Genomic DNA, 16342 nt, shown 5'->3' with positions numbered 1-16342 from the left:
GGCAGTGATGAGGCGTGGGAGCATCGACGTCTCACTACGCTCGATCACGTGACTCCTCGTATGCTCGCCGGTGGCGCGATCCTTCGTGAGGCCCGGCGCGGCGACGAACCCGGCATCCTCGCGTGCATTCACGGACTCGCGGTGTACGAACGCGAGCCCGACGCGGTCGAGAACACGGTGGACGCGCTCGAGACGGCGCTGTTCGGCGACGAGCCCCGTGTCTTCGCCCACGTCGTCGAGCGCGGCGGCGAAATCGTCGGCATCGCGATCTGGTTCGTCACGTACTCCACCTGGACGGGGCGGCACGGCGTCTGGCTCGAGGATCTCTTCGTCGACCAGCGGGAGCGCGCCTTCGGCTACGGCAAGGCGCTGCTCGCGTCGCTGGCGAGCGTGTGCGTCGAGCGAGGGTACTCGCGCTTCGAATGGACGGTGCTCGACTGGAACGAGCCCGCGATCGGGTTCTACCGCTCGATCGGCGCCGAGCCGATGGGCGAGTGGACGACGCAGCGCATCACCGGCGAGGCTCTCGCCGCGCTCGCGGCCACGCTCGACGCCTGACTGGCGCGCCCGGCGCCCGGCGCCCGGCGCCCGACGCCCGACGTGCTCGCGTGCGTCAGGTCGTCAGGGCACGCGGTTCGACACGGTCAGCAGAACGACCGAGTCCTCCAGGGCGGCGAGACTGTGACGCTGCGGCGGCACGGTGAGGTGATCGCCGGACATGCCTTCCCACGCATCGTCTGCCGCTATCAGGCGGACGCGACCGCGGAGCACCTGCAGCGTCGCCTCATGCGGGCTGTCGTGCTCGGAGAGCTCATGGCCGGCGAGCAGCGCGATGACGGTCTCCCGCAGGGCGTTCTCGTGGCCGCCGCGGATGGTGCGCGCCGCGCGGCCGCTGGATGCCTCGCGCGCCTTCGCCATGAGGTCGTCGATCACGTCGGCCAGGTCCCTGCTGTCCATAGCATCGCCTCCATCGCCTCGGCTGGCCGGAGTCTACCGGTGCGGCTCATGCGACTGACAGGGGTCCAGCGGTACGGCTCAGCCGAGCACCTCGGATCCGCCGTCGTCGGGCGGCTCGGCGACGACCTGCAGTCCCACGGGCGAGTTGGCCGTGCGCATCAGCGCCTCCAGCCAGGTCCGGTTGATCCTCGCCGGACGGCCGCCGTAGTAGGTGAATACCAGGTTCGCCGCGGCGTGCACCCAGACGGTCGTCCGTCCGCCGCCGGTGCTGATGTCGCCGTGCCATGTGAAGTAGAACGGCTCGTTCCGGCGCAGCTTCGTGCCGATGGCGACCTGCAGATGCGTGAGCACTCGATCGTCGAACTCCGCGCGGATGCCGCCCTCGTAGATGAACTTGCCCACGTTCCTCCTCGGCGAGACGCATGCCCGCACGAAGAGACTCTGCGACAGCTCGCTCGACCCCGGCTCGCCGCGGACCGCCCTGCGAAAGCGCCGCCCGAAAAACGAAGACGCGCTGCTCAGCCCCCGTGCAGTGTCTGCCGCGGCGACCGGCCATACGCATCGCGGTAGTGCTTGGCGAAGCGCGAGGCGCTCGCGAAACCCCAGCGCCGCGCGACCTCAGACACGCTCGCGGGCGTCGTCTGCTGCAGCTCGGCGTGCGCCCCGGCCAGCCGTTCGCGCCGGAGGTACTCGGTGGGTGTCTGATCGAGGGCGCGACGGAAGGCGTACTGCAGTCCGCGCGGCGAGATCCCGGCTGCCACGGCGACGTCGTCGATGGTGATCGGCTCGTGCGCGTGCTGCTCCATATAGGCGATGGCGCGCCGCACGCTCCGCGGGGCGGCCCGCCGCTGGGACGAGCGTTCGAGGGCGGCGCCGAAGGCGGGGGAGAACGCCGCCAGGGTGGCGTGCAGGGCGTGGCGCCGAAGCTCGGCCTCGATCATCGGAGAGGTGAGTCCCGGCACGAAGGACGAGCCGGCGACATGCTGGAACACGCGCTCCCAGTGCGCCGCAAGATCCCGGTCGATCGGAGCAGCACTCGTCGTGGAGGCGCGCAGCGTGAACCGGTCGTCGCCCGACAGACGGCGTGCCTCCTCCTCGGCCGGGGCCCGGTCGAACACGAACGCGCGCGCATCGGCGCGTGTGTGCCAGCGCGCGCTCGTCGGCCCTTCCAGCGCGAGCCAGGGCAGCCCCGCAGCCAGCTCGCCGCGCGGAGTTCCCACCCAGGCGCCGCGCGATGCCACCCGACAGGCCATCAACTGACCGTCCGGTTCGATGGCGGACTGCACCGAGGCGTTCAGCTGGTACTTCACGATCGAGAACCCGGGCGTCGCGGCGGACGTCCACGAGAACGCGAACGTGCGGGGATCCACGCGCTGCAGGGCCGCCGACGGCACGAACTGGCGCCACGTCGACTCGACGTCGCCGACGTCCCGCGACGCGAGCGTCAACACTTCGCCCAACCCTGCCCTCCCGGCATCCCGGGCACGTGCCGCAGTGTCCGGTCGGGACACTCTAACCTGCACGCGCAGCCGGATCAGCACCCGCCCGCGGCTCAGGCCGCGGGCTCGCGCAGGCCGGCCGAGATGAGATCGGCGAGCGCGGGCAGGTCGGCCGCGTCGGCCGGACCTGCGAGCTCGTCGCCCGGCGCTGCCGGCGCGAGTTCGTCGCCTGGGGAGTGGGCCGGAAGCGTCGGGGTCGTGATGATCGCGACCCACGCTTCCGCCGCGATCCGCACACGCCGGGCGGCGATCGGATGCAGGATGCTCGCGCCGAGCACGCGCTCGACGATCGCCTGCAGCTGGCTGCGGTAGTCGCGGAGTCTCGCGCGCACCTCGGGGTGCGTCCGGTGCTCGCGCCACACGATGACGCGGCGCACCGCCGACTCGCCCTGCAGCTCGCGGAGCCTGCCCGTGACGTTGAGCAGGGACTGCGCGGGATCGCCCTCGGCGATCAGGCCGGACGTGTCGATGGGATCGAGGTCGAGCCGTTCACCCATCAGCGCCCGCAGCAGATCGGTCTTGCTCGGGAAGTAGTAGAAGAGCAGCCCTTTGGGCACGCCCGCCAGGTCGGCGATCGCCCCTGTCGGGGTGGCGTCGAAGCCGCGCTCGGCGAAGAGGCGCTCGGCCGCATCGAGGATGAGGATCCGGCTCTCCCGGGTTCGGGTCATCTCGATTCCTCAGGGAAGGCGCGGGGGCCGCCGGCGGTGTCCGGCGCCCCCGTCCACGGTGCACGTCAGTGGGGAGGGCACCTCAGTGCGGGAGAGAACGGTCGTGCATGTGCATGGCCGGCCGGATGGCGAGTGCCGCGACGACCACCGCGACCGCCCCGCCGATCCAGCAGATCCAGGCGGCTGCGGAATCCATGCTGGCGTAGCCGCCCAGCCACGGAGCGACGAACAGCACCGCACCGAGCGCGAGCTGCACGTACTCCATCGCGACCATTCCCGGCATCGCGAGGTTCATGACACCGGCGGCGATCAGCAGGATGCCGACGATCAGCATCCATGGCATGGAGGCGCCCATCGGCGGCATGAACAGCGCCGCCACGGCGGCGACGAGGCCCACGACCACGGCGACCCAGTCCTCCCAACGAGTCCACTTGTTCATCGGAATCTCCTCCTTCGGAGACGGTGATGGCTCCCGATCGGGGGTCGATTCCACGGTATTCCTGACTGACCGACCGGTCAAGATCCCTCGCGAATGGACCGCGGCGCTCTTGAGGGCGGTATCAGGCGCGGGCCGCCTGCCAGCCCAGTGCGGGGGCGACGTGCTTTGCGAACGACTCGATCATGCGCAGGTTGAACTCCACGCCGAGCTGGCTGGGGATGGTCAGCATCAGGGTGTCGGCCGAGGCGATGGCCGCGTCCTCCTTGAGCTGCTCCACGAGCTCGTCGGGCTCGCCGGCGTAGGTCTTGCCGAAGGTGGAGCGGATGCCGTCGATGACCCCGATCTGGTCGCCGTCCTGGCGGCCGCCGAAGTACATGCGCTCCTCGGCGGTGGTGATCGGGAAGATCGAGCGACTCACCGATACACGCGGTTCGCCCTGATGGCCCGCGTCCCGCCACGCGGCGCGGAAGCCGTCGATCTGCTCCGCCTGGAGGATGTCGAACGGCCGTCCGTCCGCGGAGGTCAGCAGCGTCGACGACATCAGGTTCACTCCCGTGCGGCCCGCCCACTCGGCGGAGTCGCGGTTGCCGGCGCCCCACCACACGCGCGAGCGCAGCCCGGGGGAGTGCGGCTCGATGCGCTGCAGTCCCGTGCCGCCGCCGAACGGCGACGAGGCGTCGCGCTCGGCGAGGCCTTCGCCCTCGATCGCGCGGAGGAAGAGATCGAAGTGGTCCCGGGCGATGTCGGCGCCCCGCGGGTCGTCCGATCCGGTGTACCCGAACGCCTCGTAGCCGCGCACGACGGTCTCGGGTGAGCCGCGGCTCACGCCGAGCGCGAGCCGGCCGCCGGAGATGAGGTCTACGGCGGCGGCTTCCTCGGCCAGGTAGAGCGGGTTCTCGTACCGCATGTCGATCACGCCGGTGCCGACCTCGATGCTCCGGGTGCGCGCCGCGATGGCGGCGAGCAACGGCATCGGCGATGCCTGCTGGCGCGCGAAGTGGTGGACGCGGAAGTAGGCGCCGTTCACGCCGAGGTCGTCCATCCCCTGGGCGAGGTCGATCGCCTGCAGCATCGAGTCGGCGGCGGTGAGCTGCCGCCCGCCGCCCAGCGGGCCGTAATGTCCGAACGAGAGGGTGCCGAATCGCTGCATGTCGACTGCAACGGTACGCGTGCAGCATCCATTCCGGTGAATGCAGTGCCGCTCACTCCCGTCCCGCCGCGTCACGCCACGTCGATCGGATCATCCCCGATGCACCTCAGCGAGCGCCTGCGCCAGCTCGGCACGTGAGCCGATCCCGAGCTTCGTGTAGGCCTTGCGCAGGTGGTATTCGACGGTCTTCGGACTGAGGAACAGGGCGGCCGCCGCCTCGCGGGTCGTGCGGCCCTCTGCGAGCAGCACGCTGACCTGGAGTTCCTGCGGCGTGAGGTCATCGACAGCGTTCCCCACGGGGGCGCGGACGTGTTCGCCGGTCGCGGTGAGCTCGGTCGCGGCGCGGGTGCGCCATACGGATGCGCCGAGCTCGGCGAAGTCCTCGCATGCCGCGCGGAGCTGCACGCGCGCGTCGATCCGCCGTCCCGTCCTGCGGAGCCGCTCGCCGTAAGCGAGGCGGGTGCGGGCCACCTCGAACCGGTCGAGCGTCTGCTCGTGCCAGCCGAGCGCCGACTCGAACCAGGCATCGGAGTCGCCGTCTGCATCGGCGATCCCCATCGCGCGCTCGCCGCGGGCGCAGGCCCACGGCTGTCCCTTCACCGACGCTCGGGCGCGGTACGCGGCGGCGATCGCCAGCGCCTCGCTCCTGCGTCCCACGCGCACCAGCGCGTCGCAGTACTCGGGCCCGGGGGAGAGGTCGACATCGTCCAGCCCGAGGCGTCCGAGCAGGGCGATCAGCTCCGCGAAGAGGTCCGCCGCTAGCTCGGGTCGACCCAGCGAGAGCTCGAGATCGCCGAGGGCGTGCCCCACCCAGGCCTCGCCCACATGGATGTCGCGGGCGGCGCATTGCGCGCGTGCCTCCTCGCCGTGGGTGCGACACGCGTCGGCCTTCCCGGCGCGGGAATCGAGTCGTGCCAGGCCCGCGAGCGACATCGCCCGCTCGGTGGTCTGCCCTGTGTCGGTCGCGAGACGGATGGCCTCGGTGAAGTTCGCCTCGGCCCGCACCCACGACGCCGCCGTCGTCGCCTGATCGACCGCGACATGGAAGAGCAGGGCCGGCAGCGCGCCGATCCCGGTGGCGCCCCGCACCTCGTCCACGAGCGCGCGCAGTCGCACTCCGCTGGTGGTGTCGCGCAGATACAGGGGTGCGAGCATCAGCCACGAAAGGCGGCGGGGGTCCCGTCCCAGCTCCGGATCGCTCTCGAGAAGTGGAACGGCAGCGCGGATCTCGTCTGCGCCGCCGCGCCCGGCGAGCGTCTTCGCCATTCCCGACGCCATGAGCCCGAGCGCCCGCGCCCGCGTCGTGCTCACATCGGGCCGCAGATCGGCGATCCGGTCGGCGAGGGTCGAGGCGGTCCGTGCGTCGCCGAGGTAGTACGTGGCGTGCACGGCATCCGCCAGTGCGACGGTCGCGGCGTCCGCCGACGTCGCGTGGTCGGCAGCACGCAGCAGGATGTCGAGGGCCTCCCGCAGCGAGCCGGTGCGGGCCGCGACCGAGGCGCGCAGCTCGGTCGCGCGGATGCCGTCGACGGGGGCGCTTCCGGCCGCGTTCGGAGCGGCATCGCGTGTGCGCCTGTCGAGCAGTGCGACCGCGCGCTCGCCGTCTCCCGCCTCCCATGCGGCATCCGCGGCCTTCAGCAGGCGCGCCGACCGCGCGCCCGCGTCGGGCGTCAGCCGCGCTGCGCGCTCGAATGCACCTGAGGCCACCGAGTAGGCGGCGCGCGAGGCGGCGTGGTCACCGGCCACCGAGAGCAGCTCGGCGATCGCCGCGTCGGGGTGCGAGGTCGCCTCCGAGAGGTGCCACGCCCTGCGGTCGACGTCTCCCGACGGTGCGGCGTCGGCAGCGGCGCGGTGCGCGGCCCGGCGCGCGTGCGCGGACGCTCCCGAGTACACCGCGGCGCGCAGGAGCGGATGCCGGAATGCGATGCGCCCGTCGCGCACGGCGATCAGACCGAGGTCGTCCGCCGCGTCGAGCTCCGCCACATCCACGCCGTACGCCTCGCACGCGTCCGCGACGAAACGGAGGTCGGCGCCGCACACCGCGGCCACCAGGAGAGCGGCACGGCAGCCGGCATCCAATCCGGCGAGCCGTCTGCCGAACGCGTCGATCACCGCACGCGGCACCCGCAGGGGCAGACCGGTCTCGATGCTCTCGACCACATCGAGGTCGGCGGCACGCAGCTCCAGCATCGCGAGCGGATTGCCGTCGGTGGCGCGGTGGAGCAGGCGCACCTGCTCATCGGACACGTCGCCGGGAGCGTGTTCGAGGATCGTCCGGGCGGAGTCGAGATCCACCCCGCTCAACGCGAGCGACGGCAGATCGGCGACGAGATCGTCCCCTTCCGGACTCCGCACCCCGAAGAGAATCACCACAGGGTCGGCGGCGAGCCGCCGCGCGGCGAAGACGAGCGCGTTCGAGGAAGGCTCGTCGGCGAGGTGCAGATCGTCGACGACGACAGCGACCGGTCCGTCCTCGGCGTATCGGCAGACCAGGCTCAGCACGGCCGCGCCGATCGTGAATCGGTCACGCCCATCGGCGGGGCCTGAGGCGCCGGGGAGGGCGAGAGCGGCGGATATGGCGTCGGCCTGCATCGGCGGGATGCCGTCGAGAGCGCCCAGCGCCGGCCGCAGCAGCTGCAGCAGTGTGGCGAAGGGGATCTCGCGCTCGGACTCCAGACCGGTCGCCCGCAGCACGCGCATCCCGTCGAGGCGCGAGACGGTGTCCTCGAGGAGCGCCGTCTTGCCGACGCCGGCCTCTCCACGCACGGCCAGCACGCCGCTCGTCCCCAGGCGCGCCGCAGCCCCGAGCCGATCGATCGCCTGCTGCTCGGCCTGTCGACCCACCAGCATGGCCCGATTCTACGACCGCGTCCCGGACTAGGGGGGTACCCGGATGCGGTGCCAAGGGCCGGCTGCCTACCTTCAAGGCATCCACGGATCTCCGCCGCGGACCACCGACCGAAGGAGCCGCTGATGTCTCTCACCGTCCCACCCACACAGATCGACACCGACAAGCTGATGAACTTCGTGTTCCGCGCCGTCGACGAGGTCGGCGCGACCCTCAACGCCGCACTCGTCGTGATGGGCGACAAGCTCGGGTACTACCGGGACCTCGCCGACCACGGTCCGAGCACGCCGGCGCAGCTCGCCGAGCGCACGCAGACGGCCGAGCCGTACGCACGTGAGTGGCTGAACGCTCAGGCCGCAGGCGGCTACGTCACGTACGACCCGGCGACCAGGCGCTACACGCTGCCCGCCGAACACGCGGTCGCGATGACCGACCCCGACAGCGCGGCCTTCCTTCCCGGCTTCTTCCAGATCGCCCTCGGAACCGTCCACGACACGCAGCACATCGTGGATGCCGCGCGCAGCGGCGCCGGCTACGGCTGGCACCAGCACGGCGCCGACGTGCACCTCGGCTGCGAGCGGTTCTTCCGCCCGAGCTATCACGCCAACCTCGTCGACTCGTGGATCCCGGCGCTCGACGGAGTGAAGGAGAAGCTGGATGCAGGCGCAATCGTCGCCGACGTGGGCTGCGGCCACGGGGCGTCCACGATCCTGCTCGCCCAGGCGTTCCCGAACTCCACGTTCGTGGGCTCGGACTACCACGCCGAATCGATCGAGACGGCGCGCTCCCGGGCAGCGGAGGCGGGAGTGGAGAACGTGCGCTTCGAGGTCGCCTCGGCGCAGGAGTTCGGCGGCCGGGGGTACGACCTCGTCGCGATGTTCGACAGCCTCCACGACATGGGCGATCCGGTGGGGGCCGCGCGCCGCGTGCGCGACGCGATCGCCGACGACGGCACATGGATGATCGTCGAGCCGATGGCCGGCGACCACGTCGAAGACAACCTCAACCCCGTCGGCCGCGCGTACTACGGGTTCTCGACGCTGCTGTGCACGCCGTCGTCGCTGTCGCAGGACGTCGGCCTGGCGCTCGGCACCCAAGCCGGGCCGGCCCGGATCCGCGATGTGACCTCGGCGGCCGGGTTCACCCGGTTCCGCACCGTCGCCGAGACGCCGTTCAATCGCGTCATCGAAGCACGGCCCTGACGGCGCGCGGCGAGAGGGGCAGACTGGGGGGATGGCCGCCATGGGCAACCGCCATACCTGGGTCCGGGCGCAGCGCCGCCCGCGGAAGGCCCTGTTCCTCTCCTCGCCGATCGGCCTCGGCCATGCGCGACGCGACGTGGCGATCGCGCAGGAGCTGCGACGCCTCCACCCGGATCTGCAGATCGACTGGCTGGCCCAGCACCCGGTCACCCGGGTGCTGGCGGACGCCGGGGAACGCGTGCACCCGGCATCCGCTCTTCTCGCGAACGAGTCCGCCCACATCGAGGACGAGTCCGCCGACCACGATCTGCACGCCTTCCAGGCGATCCGCCGGATGGACGAGATCCTCGTGAACAACTTCATGGTGTTCAACGACGTCGTCGACGACACCTACTACGACCTCGTGATCGGCGACGAGGCATGGGACGTCGACTACTTCCTGCACGAGAACCCCGAGCTCAAGCGCTTCGCGTTCGCGTGGATGACCGACTTCGTGGGGTGGCTGCCGATGCCGAGCGGCGGGGATGCCGAGGCCGCCCTCACCGCGGACTACAACGCCGAGATGCTCGAGCAGCGGTCGCGGTATCGGCGGCTCCGCGACCGGTCGATCTTCGTCGGCAGCCCTGACGACATCGTGGACGCCTCGTTCGGCCCGGGACTGCCCGACATCCGGGAGTGGACCGAGGCCCACTACGACTTCGCGGGCTACGTCACCGGCTTCGCTCCACCGACCGAGGAGGAGCGCGCGCGAGCACGCGCCCGCCTCGGATACGGGCCCGACGACGTGCTCTGCATCGTGACCGTCGGCGGCTCCGGCGTCGGCCATGCGCTCCTGCAGAGGGTGATGGATGCCGTTCCTCTCGCGAGGCGGCAGCTCCCGGCACTGCGCTTCCTCGTGGTGACCGGACCGCGCATCGATCCGTCGTCGCTGCCGCGGCGACAGGGCGCGCGGGTGCGCGGATTCGTCCCGGACCTGTACCTCGCGCTGGCCGCGTGCGACGTCGCCGTCGTGCAGGGCGGCCTGACGACCTGCATGGAGCTCGCCGCCGCCCGCCGTCCCTTCCTCTACGTGCCCCTCGAGAACCACTTCGAGCAGAACTTCCACGTGCGCCACCGACTGGAGCGCTACGGCGCCGGCCGCTGTCTCCGCTACGCGGAGGCGAGTGATCCCGCGGTGCTCGCAGAGGCTCTGGTCGCCGAGGTGACGCGCGAGGTGGACTATCGCCCGGTCGAGACGGACGGCGCGGCGTGCGCCGCGGCGCTGCTCGCGGAGCTGGTCTGATGCGCGCGCTGCAGCCGACCGCCACCGGCGTCGTCGAGCGCGACGGCGTCGCGGTCCACTACGAGGTGTACGGCGAGGGCTCGCCGACGGTGTATCTGCTCATGCCCGACGTCATCGTTCACAGCCGGGCGTGGAAGGCGCAGATCCCCTTCCTGGCGCGGCACTTCCGCGTGGTCGTGAGCGACCCGCCGGGCAACGGGCTGAGCGGCACGCCGGTGTCGGCTGATCAGATGGACGATCCCGTACTGATCGCAGGGCAGTGGGCGGTGCTGGACGCCGTCGGAGCCGAGCAGGCGGTGCTCGTCGGAGTGTGCACCGGCGCCGGGCACTCCCTGATCATGGCCGGGCAGCGACCTGAGCGGGTGCTCGGCGCCTGCGCGATCAACCCGGGTCTGCGGCTGACCGAGCCGCTGCCCCACCGGATCGCGTTCGACTACGACGAGCCCCGCGACGCGTACGAGGGCTGGCAGAAGCAGAACCGCCACTACTGGAAGCAGGACTGGGCGGACTGGTCGGAGTTCTTCTTCGGGCAGATGTTCCCCGAGCCTCATTCGACCAAGCAGCTCGAGGACTGCGTCGACTGGTCGATGGGATCGGGGGCCGACATGCTGATCCTCGAGTACGCGTCGACCTACCTCGCCGCCGACATCGCGTCATCCCGCGCGATCTGCGAGGCGGTCCGCTGCCCGGTGCTGGTGATCACGGGTTCGCTCGACATGTGCCAGAACCCGCTGCGCGGTCCGATCGCCGCCGATCTGACCGGCGGCGACCTCGTCGTGATCGAGGGCGGCGGGCACCTGCCTCAGGCGCGCGACCCGGTGAAGGTCAATCTCCTGCTGCGCGACTTCATCAGGCGTGTCGCGCCCTCGCGCCGGATCGGCCCCTGACGACCTACGGCGCGGCGACGGGAGCGGGCGTCAGCGCGGCCAGCACCTCCACCACCGGGGCGAGCTCGGGCTGCTCGGCCGCTTCGGCGAGCACGCGTGCCAGCGTCTCGTCGTGGATGGGGTGCGCGCGCTCGTAGAGCTCGCGCCCTGCCGGGGTGAGCTCGGTGTAGATGCCGCGCCGGTCGTCGGCGCACAGGACGCGCGCGATGAGGGCGCGATCCTCGAGGCGGTTCACCAGGCGCGTCGTCGCGCTGGGGCTGAGTGCGGTGGCGCGCGCGAGCTGCTGCATCCGCATGTGCCAGCCGTCCTGGCGACTCAGCGCGTCGAGCACGGTGTACTCGACCACCGACAGGTCGACGGATGCCGCGAGCCCGCGCTCGAGCTCGGCGTCGATGAGCCCGTGCAGGGCGGCGAGCGTGCGCCAGCCCTGGGCGCGCACCTCGACCGCGTCGTCGGCGATGCCCATGAGTCCTCCTTCGTGGATCGATGCGGCTGCATGATTGTTTGCGCAGATAGTGCGCGTGTGCAACTATTTATCCCGCACCTGCAATATCCCGCGTGTGCAACTATCGCTCAGTGTAACAGGAGAACCCTCATGCCACTCGGACTCATCGCGCTCGCCATGGGCGCCTTCGGCATCGGACTCACCGAGTTCGTCATCATGGGCCTGCTGCCAGAGGTCGCGCGCGACTTCGCCGTCACCGAGGCGGCCGCCGGCTGGCTCATCTCGGGGTACGCCCTCGGCGTCGTCGCAGGGGCCCTGGGGCTCACCGCCGCCACCATCAGACTGCCGCGCAAACCCGTCCTGCTCGGCCTGGTGGTGCTGTTCATCGCCGGCAACGTCGTCACCGCACTCGCCCCCGACTACGGCATCGCGATGACCGGCCGCATCTTGGCTGCTCTGTCTCACGGCGCGTTCTTCGGGATCGGGTCCGTCGTCGCAGCGAGCCTCGTCGCGCCGGAGAAGCGCGCGGGAGCGATAGCGATCATGTTCACCGGTCTGACCGCCGCGAACGTGCTCGGCGTCCCGTTCGGCACCTTCCTCGGGCAGCAGTACGGGTGGCGCTCGACCTTCTGGGTCATCGCCGGCATCGGCATCCTCGCCCTGGTGGGCATCGCCGCCCTCGTCCCCGTCGCGAAGGACGCGGATGAGGCCATCAGCCTCCGCCGCGAACTGCGCGCGTTCCGCTCGATGCAGGTGTGGCTCTCGCTCGCGGTGACCGTGCTGGCGTTCGGCGGCATGTTCGGCGCGTTCACCTACATCGCGTACACGCTCACGGAGGTGAGCGGATTCACCGCGGGCGCCGTGCCGTGGCTGCTCGTGCTGTTCGGCGCCGGCCTCGTCGCCGGCAACTGGCTGGGGGGACGCCTGGCCGACCGTCGCCTCGACCTGACACTGATCGCGTTCATCGCCGCCCTGGTCGTGGTGCTGATCGCCTTCGCGCTCCTCGCCGGGTCGCAGGTCGCCACCATCGTCGCGCTCGTGCTGATGGGGGCGCTCGGCTTCGGCACGGTTCCAGGTCTCCAGAGTCGCGTCATGGACTACGCCGATGGCGCCCCGACGCTTGCATCGGGCGCGAACATCGGCGCCTTCAACATCGGCAACGCGCTCGGCGCGTGGGCCGGCGGGGTCGGGATCAGCGCGGGGCTCGGCTACACGGCGCCGGTCTGGATCGGCGCGGTCATCTCGGGTGCAGGTCTGGTCGTGATGGCTCTGGCCGCCGTCGCCGCCCGCCGGGCCCGCATCGCGGCGCGTCCGCCGCGGCGGACGGCGCCCGCGACGACGAGCACCGTCCCGGTCCCCGTCGTGTGAGGCCACCCGCGTATGCCGGCGCGCGCACCCCCTGTCCCGGGTGCGCACGCCGTGCCTACGATGGCCGGACAGAAGACCACGCGGGGGATGCCGCGGCGGGAGGAGGCGCGTCATGGTTCAGGTTCGCGTGGCCGGCGTGGCCCTCGACGCCTCGGGGCAGCACGTGCTGCTGCTCAAGCCGGTGGATCAGCTTCCCGGCGACGGGCTCGTGCTGCCGATCTGGATCGGGCAGCTCGAGGCGACCTCGATCCTCGTCGCGGTGGAGAACGCGGATGTGCCACGCCCGCTCGCGCACGACCTGATGGGCCTGATGCTCGCCGCACTGGACGCGTCGGCGACGAGGGTGGAGGTGACCCGCATCGAAGAAGGCACCTTCTTCGCCGAGATCACGATCTCCACCCCCCTCGGCGATCGCATCGTGGATGCGAGGCCGTCGGATGCCATCGCGCTCGCCTCGCGCGTGGGGGCGCCGATGTGGGTGGCGGACGAGGTCCTGGCCGAGGCCGGCGTTCCCGACGTGCTCACCGAGACCGACGCATCAGAGAGTCTCGACGAGTTCAAGCGCTTCCTCGATGAGGTCGAACCCGAGGACTTCGAGAGCTGAGAACTTCCGCGCTTCCCATGTATCTGGGAGAGCGCCGTCGGCTCATTGGTGGGGTGGCCCGCGCCGGAAGTGCGGGCGCGCTGACGAGTCGTGCCGACGATCCGTCGCGCACGCTTCAGCGAAAGGCATCCCACCCATGTCCCTCAACGACCTCGCGATCGACGTCCCCCGCGCCGCCATCGGCGCCGCCGCCGGTGAACTGCGCACCGCCCTCGGTGCCGGCGTGCTGTTCCCGGGCGACGCCGGCTTCGACGCCGCGCGAACTCCGTGGAACGTCGCCGTGGCGCAGCATCCGTTCGCCGTCGCGCTTGCGGAATCAGCCGACGACGTCGTCGATGTCGTGCGTGCCGCGACCCTGTCGGGGCTCCGTGTGGCGCCGCAGTCGACCGGCCATGCGGCCGGGGCGCTCGCCGAGACGGATCTCGCGCACACCGTCCTCGTATCGCTCAAGGGCCTCCGCGGCGTCGCAGTCGACCCCGTCGCCCGGACGGCCCGCGTGCTCGGCGGCTCGCTCTGGAACGATGTGCTCGAGGCTGCAGCGCCGCACGGTCTCACCGCACTGCACGGCAGCGCCGGCGACGTGTCGGTCGTCGGGTATCTGCTCAGCGGCGGGCTCTCGTTCTACGCTCGGGCACACGGCCTCGCCGTCAATGCGGTGCGCGCCGTCGAGGTCGTGACGGCCGACGGCACGCTCGTGCGGGCGAGCGAGGACGCGCACCCCGACCTGTTCTGGGCCCTGCGCGGCGGCTCCGGAGCGTTCGGCGTCGTCGTCGCGATCGAGATCGACCTGCTGCCCGTCGCCGACGTCTTCGCCGGCATGCTCCTGTGGGACGCATCTCAGGCCGCCGAGGTCTCGCACGCGTGGGCGCGGTGGACGCGCTCCGCGCCGGAGACCGCGACCACGTCGCTGCGGATCATGACCTTCCCGCCGATGCCCCAGCTTCCGCCCTTCCTGTCGGGACGCTCGGTGGTCGTCATCGACGGGGCGATCGAGGAGACGGATGCCGCGGCATCCGCTCTGCTCGCACCGCTGCGCGCGCTGCAGCCCGAGATCGACACGTTCGCACGCATCCCCGCGCCGACGCTCGTCAGCGTCCATATGGACCCGCCGGAGCCGACGCCGTCACTGACCTGGCACGCGATGCTCGACTCGTTCCCGTCGGAGGCCGTGGACGCGTTCGTCGGGGCGGCCGGGACTCCGGGGATCTTCGTGCAGGAGGTGCGGCACCTCGGTGGCGCCGTGACACGACGGCCGGCCGGGGGCGGCGCCATCGCGTCGCTCGACGGTGACTACCTGGTGCACTCGATCGCGATGGTGCCGGTGCCGGAGGCCGGCCCCGCTGCCACGGCTGCTGTCCGCGGCGGGGTCGCCGCGCTCGAGCCGTGGCACGCCGACGCGCTCGCGCTGACGTTCATCGACGCGCCGGGTGCCGACCGCGCCCTCGCCTTCGGTTCGGCGTGGGCCCGCCTGCGTCAGCTCAAGCTCGCATACGACCCGGCCAACCTGTTCGCGGCGGCCCGGCCGGTCTGATCCGCCGAGCCGCTGCGGAGCGGAGCGGCTCAGGCCGCTCCGCTCGGTCCGCTCCGCTCAGGCCGCTCCGCTGCGGACAGCGGCGGCGACATCCGCCGGGGTTCCCTGCCAGGGCGCGCCGTGTCCGGGCAGGACCCACGACGCCGAGATGCCTGCAAGGCGGTCGAGCGACGCGGAGGCCTCGTCAGGGTCGTCGGTGAAGGGTGCGGGCTGCATGCCCTCGTGACCGGTGAGCACATGACGCGTCGTGAGCGCGTCGCCGACGAACACCGCATCGACGACGGGCACGTGCACGGCGACGCTGCCGGGGGAGTGACCGGGCATCCCGATGATCACGGGGGAGCCGGGGAGGTCGAGCACGTCGCCGTCATGCACCTCGACCACCTCCGACACGTACGTCGTCGGCAGGGCGCGCTTGCGCAGCGCGTAGCCGAAGAAGCCCAGGGTCGGGCCGAGCTTCATCGGGCCGGTGGCGACTTTCGGCTTCTCGCCGGTGCGGGCGCGCTCGGCATCGGCTTCGTGCACGTAGACAGGCACGCCGTGATCGCGGCGCAGGCGCTCGGCGAACCCGATGTGGTCGCTGTCGCCGTGGGTCAGTACGACGCCCTTCACGTCGGCAGGCGTCAGGCCGAGACTGCCGAGCTCGCGCACGAGGTCCTTCCAGTGACCGGGAAGACCCGCGTCGACGACGGTGACCCCGTCGTCGGTGACGACGAGGTAGGCGGCGACGATGTCGTTGCCGATGCGGTGCAGGTGCGGTGCGAGCTTCATGGCGCATCCTTCGGGGGGAGTGAGGGTTTCCGGGGTTGGCAAGGCTACGATACGTAGCTATCATGGCTAATGTCAATAGCCATCCAGGGAGAGCCGCATGCCGACGCCGGAGCGCACGTCGTACGCCGAGATCATCGCCGCCGGACGAGATCTCCTCGAGGAGTCCGGGCCCGCGGGTCTCACGATGCAGCGGGTCGCGGACCGCGTGGGCGTGCGTGCGCCGTCGCTCTACAAACGGGTCCGCGATCGCGACGCGCTCATCGAGGCGGTGGCGGCGGCGACCGTGGACGATCTGGCGGCCCGGCTCGAGGCATCCGATCGCTCTCTTGAAGGGCTCGCCCGCGCGTACCGGGCCCTGGCGCAGAGCCGCCCCGAGGGGTTCCGCCTGATGTTCGCCACGGCGGCGCCCCCGGAGCTGCTCGCCCGCGCGGGTCTCACCATCGTCGACAGCGCCGCGGAGATCGCCGGAGAGGAGCATGCGCTGGACGCGGCGCGCCTGGTGACGGCATGGGCGACGGGGTTCATCCACATGGAGCTCGCCGGTGCGTTCCGCCTCGGCGGCGACGTCGACGCCGCCTTCGAGTACGGACTCGTCGCGCTGCGGCGAGGACTCGGCGGCTGACGGGCCGCCGAGTCCTCGGTCGAGGGGTCATGCGGCGACCTCGGCGCCCGATCGACCTCGGAAACTCGG

The 16342-nt window shown here is 71.5% G+C and carries 17 protein-coding genes; 8 read left to right on the top strand and 9 right to left on the bottom strand.

All coding sequences use genetic code 11. From position 1 onward, the window contains the following. The first annotated feature begins 60 nt into the window (after positions 1 to 60). Positions 61 to 558 (top strand): GNAT family N-acetyltransferase, encoded by a 498-nt coding sequence (locus MRBLMI12_RS03370; protein ID WP_363355721.1) that lies wholly within the window; start codon positions 61 to 63, stop codon positions 556 to 558. A gap of 63 nt (positions 559 to 621) precedes the next feature. Here the strand turns inward: MRBLMI12_RS03370 and MRBLMI12_RS03365 are convergent, their stop codons facing one another. The 7 genes from MRBLMI12_RS03365 to MRBLMI12_RS03335 form a co-directional block, all read right to left on the bottom strand. Then, positions 622 to 957, bottom strand: a complete 336-nt coding sequence (locus MRBLMI12_RS03365; RefSeq protein ID WP_349428338.1) for a cupin domain-containing protein — start codon at positions 955 to 957, stop codon at positions 622 to 624. A gap of 78 nt (positions 958 to 1035) precedes the next feature. Beyond that, positions 1036 to 1359: an ATP-dependent DNA ligase gene (locus MRBLMI12_RS03360; protein WP_363353883.1), complete on the bottom strand. Its 324-nt coding sequence runs from the start codon at positions 1357 to 1359 to the stop codon at positions 1036 to 1038. Positions 1360 to 1475: 116 nt separating this feature from the next. After that, positions 1476 to 2408 carry an AraC family transcriptional regulator gene (locus MRBLMI12_RS03355; protein WP_363353881.1) on the bottom strand — a complete coding sequence of 311 codons (933 nt, stop codon included), beginning with the start codon at positions 2406 to 2408 and terminating at the stop codon, positions 1476 to 1478. A gap of 101 nt (positions 2409 to 2509) precedes the next feature. Continuing rightward, positions 2510 to 3124 (bottom strand): TetR/AcrR family transcriptional regulator, encoded by a 615-nt coding sequence (locus tag MRBLMI12_RS03350; RefSeq protein WP_363353879.1) that lies wholly within the window; start codon positions 3122 to 3124, stop codon positions 2510 to 2512. 82 nt (positions 3125 to 3206) lie between these two features. Further along, positions 3207 to 3563, bottom strand: coding sequence for an SPW repeat domain-containing protein (locus tag MRBLMI12_RS03345; RefSeq protein ID WP_363353877.1), 357 nt, complete (start codon positions 3561 to 3563; stop codon positions 3207 to 3209). 121 nt (positions 3564 to 3684) lie between these two features. After that, positions 3685 to 4713, bottom strand: coding sequence for an LLM class flavin-dependent oxidoreductase (locus tag MRBLMI12_RS03340; RefSeq protein ID WP_363353875.1), 1029 nt, complete (start codon positions 4711 to 4713; stop codon positions 3685 to 3687). Positions 4714 to 4803: 90 nt separating this feature from the next. After that, entirely contained in the window at positions 4804 to 7563 is a 2760-nt protein-coding gene (locus MRBLMI12_RS03335) for a helix-turn-helix transcriptional regulator (RefSeq protein WP_363353873.1), read from the bottom strand. A gap of 123 nt (positions 7564 to 7686) precedes the next feature. Between MRBLMI12_RS03335 and MRBLMI12_RS03330 the strand changes: the two genes are divergently transcribed. From MRBLMI12_RS03330 to MRBLMI12_RS03320, 3 genes are read left to right on the top strand one after another with little or no spacing between them, the layout of a single operon-like run. Next, complete coding sequence (locus MRBLMI12_RS03330) at positions 7687 to 8763, top strand: class I SAM-dependent methyltransferase (protein WP_363353871.1); 1077 nt, start codon at positions 7687 to 7689, stop codon at positions 8761 to 8763. A 31-nt stretch (positions 8764 to 8794) separates the two neighbouring features. Next, positions 8795 to 10045, top strand: coding sequence for a glycosyltransferase (locus MRBLMI12_RS03325; protein WP_363353869.1), 1251 nt, complete (start codon positions 8795 to 8797; stop codon positions 10043 to 10045). Then, entirely contained in the window at positions 10045 to 10932 is an 888-nt protein-coding gene (locus MRBLMI12_RS03320; RefSeq protein WP_363353867.1) for an alpha/beta fold hydrolase, read from the top strand. The genes MRBLMI12_RS03325 and MRBLMI12_RS03320 overlap by 1 nt, the downstream gene beginning before the upstream one ends. Before the next feature lie 4 nt (positions 10933 to 10936). Here MRBLMI12_RS03320 and MRBLMI12_RS03315 read toward each other — a convergent pair whose 3' ends face one another. Further along, positions 10937 to 11398, bottom strand: coding sequence for a MarR family winged helix-turn-helix transcriptional regulator (locus tag MRBLMI12_RS03315; RefSeq protein ID WP_363353865.1), 462 nt, complete (start codon positions 11396 to 11398; stop codon positions 10937 to 10939). Positions 11399 to 11527: 129 nt separating this feature from the next. Between MRBLMI12_RS03315 and MRBLMI12_RS03310 the strand changes: the two genes are divergently transcribed. The 3 genes from MRBLMI12_RS03310 (at position 11528) to MRBLMI12_RS03300 (ending at position 14880) form a co-directional block, all read left to right on the top strand. Then, a complete protein-coding gene (locus MRBLMI12_RS03310) occupies positions 11528 to 12745 on the top strand; it encodes an MFS transporter (protein ID WP_363353864.1) in 1218 nt (405 codons plus the stop codon). Positions 12746 to 12857: 112 nt separating this feature from the next. After that, positions 12858 to 13349, top strand: coding sequence for a bifunctional nuclease family protein (locus MRBLMI12_RS03305; protein WP_349428329.1), 492 nt, complete (start codon positions 12858 to 12860; stop codon positions 13347 to 13349). Between the two features lie 136 nt (positions 13350 to 13485). After that, complete coding sequence (locus MRBLMI12_RS03300; RefSeq protein ID WP_363353862.1) at positions 13486 to 14880, top strand: FAD-binding oxidoreductase; 1395 nt, start codon at positions 13486 to 13488, stop codon at positions 14878 to 14880. Between the two features lie 57 nt (positions 14881 to 14937). Here MRBLMI12_RS03300 and MRBLMI12_RS03295 read toward each other — a convergent pair whose 3' ends face one another. Further along, positions 14938 to 15651, bottom strand: a complete 714-nt coding sequence (locus MRBLMI12_RS03295; RefSeq protein ID WP_363353860.1) for an MBL fold metallo-hydrolase — start codon at positions 15649 to 15651, stop codon at positions 14938 to 14940. Positions 15652 to 15748: 97 nt separating this feature from the next. Here MRBLMI12_RS03295 and MRBLMI12_RS03290 point away from each other — a divergent pair, with 97 nt between their 5' ends. After that, positions 15749 to 16273: a TetR/AcrR family transcriptional regulator gene (locus MRBLMI12_RS03290; RefSeq protein WP_363353858.1), complete on the top strand. Its 525-nt coding sequence runs from the start codon at positions 15749 to 15751 to the stop codon at positions 16271 to 16273. Positions 16274 to 16342: the final 69 nt, after the last annotated feature.

The sequence above is a fragment of the Microbacterium sp. LMI12-1-1.1 genome, assembly GCF_040676455.1.
Taxonomy (GTDB): domain Bacteria; phylum Actinomycetota; class Actinomycetes; order Actinomycetales; family Microbacteriaceae; genus Microbacterium.
This window is presented reverse-complemented; position numbering and strand designations above follow the sequence as displayed.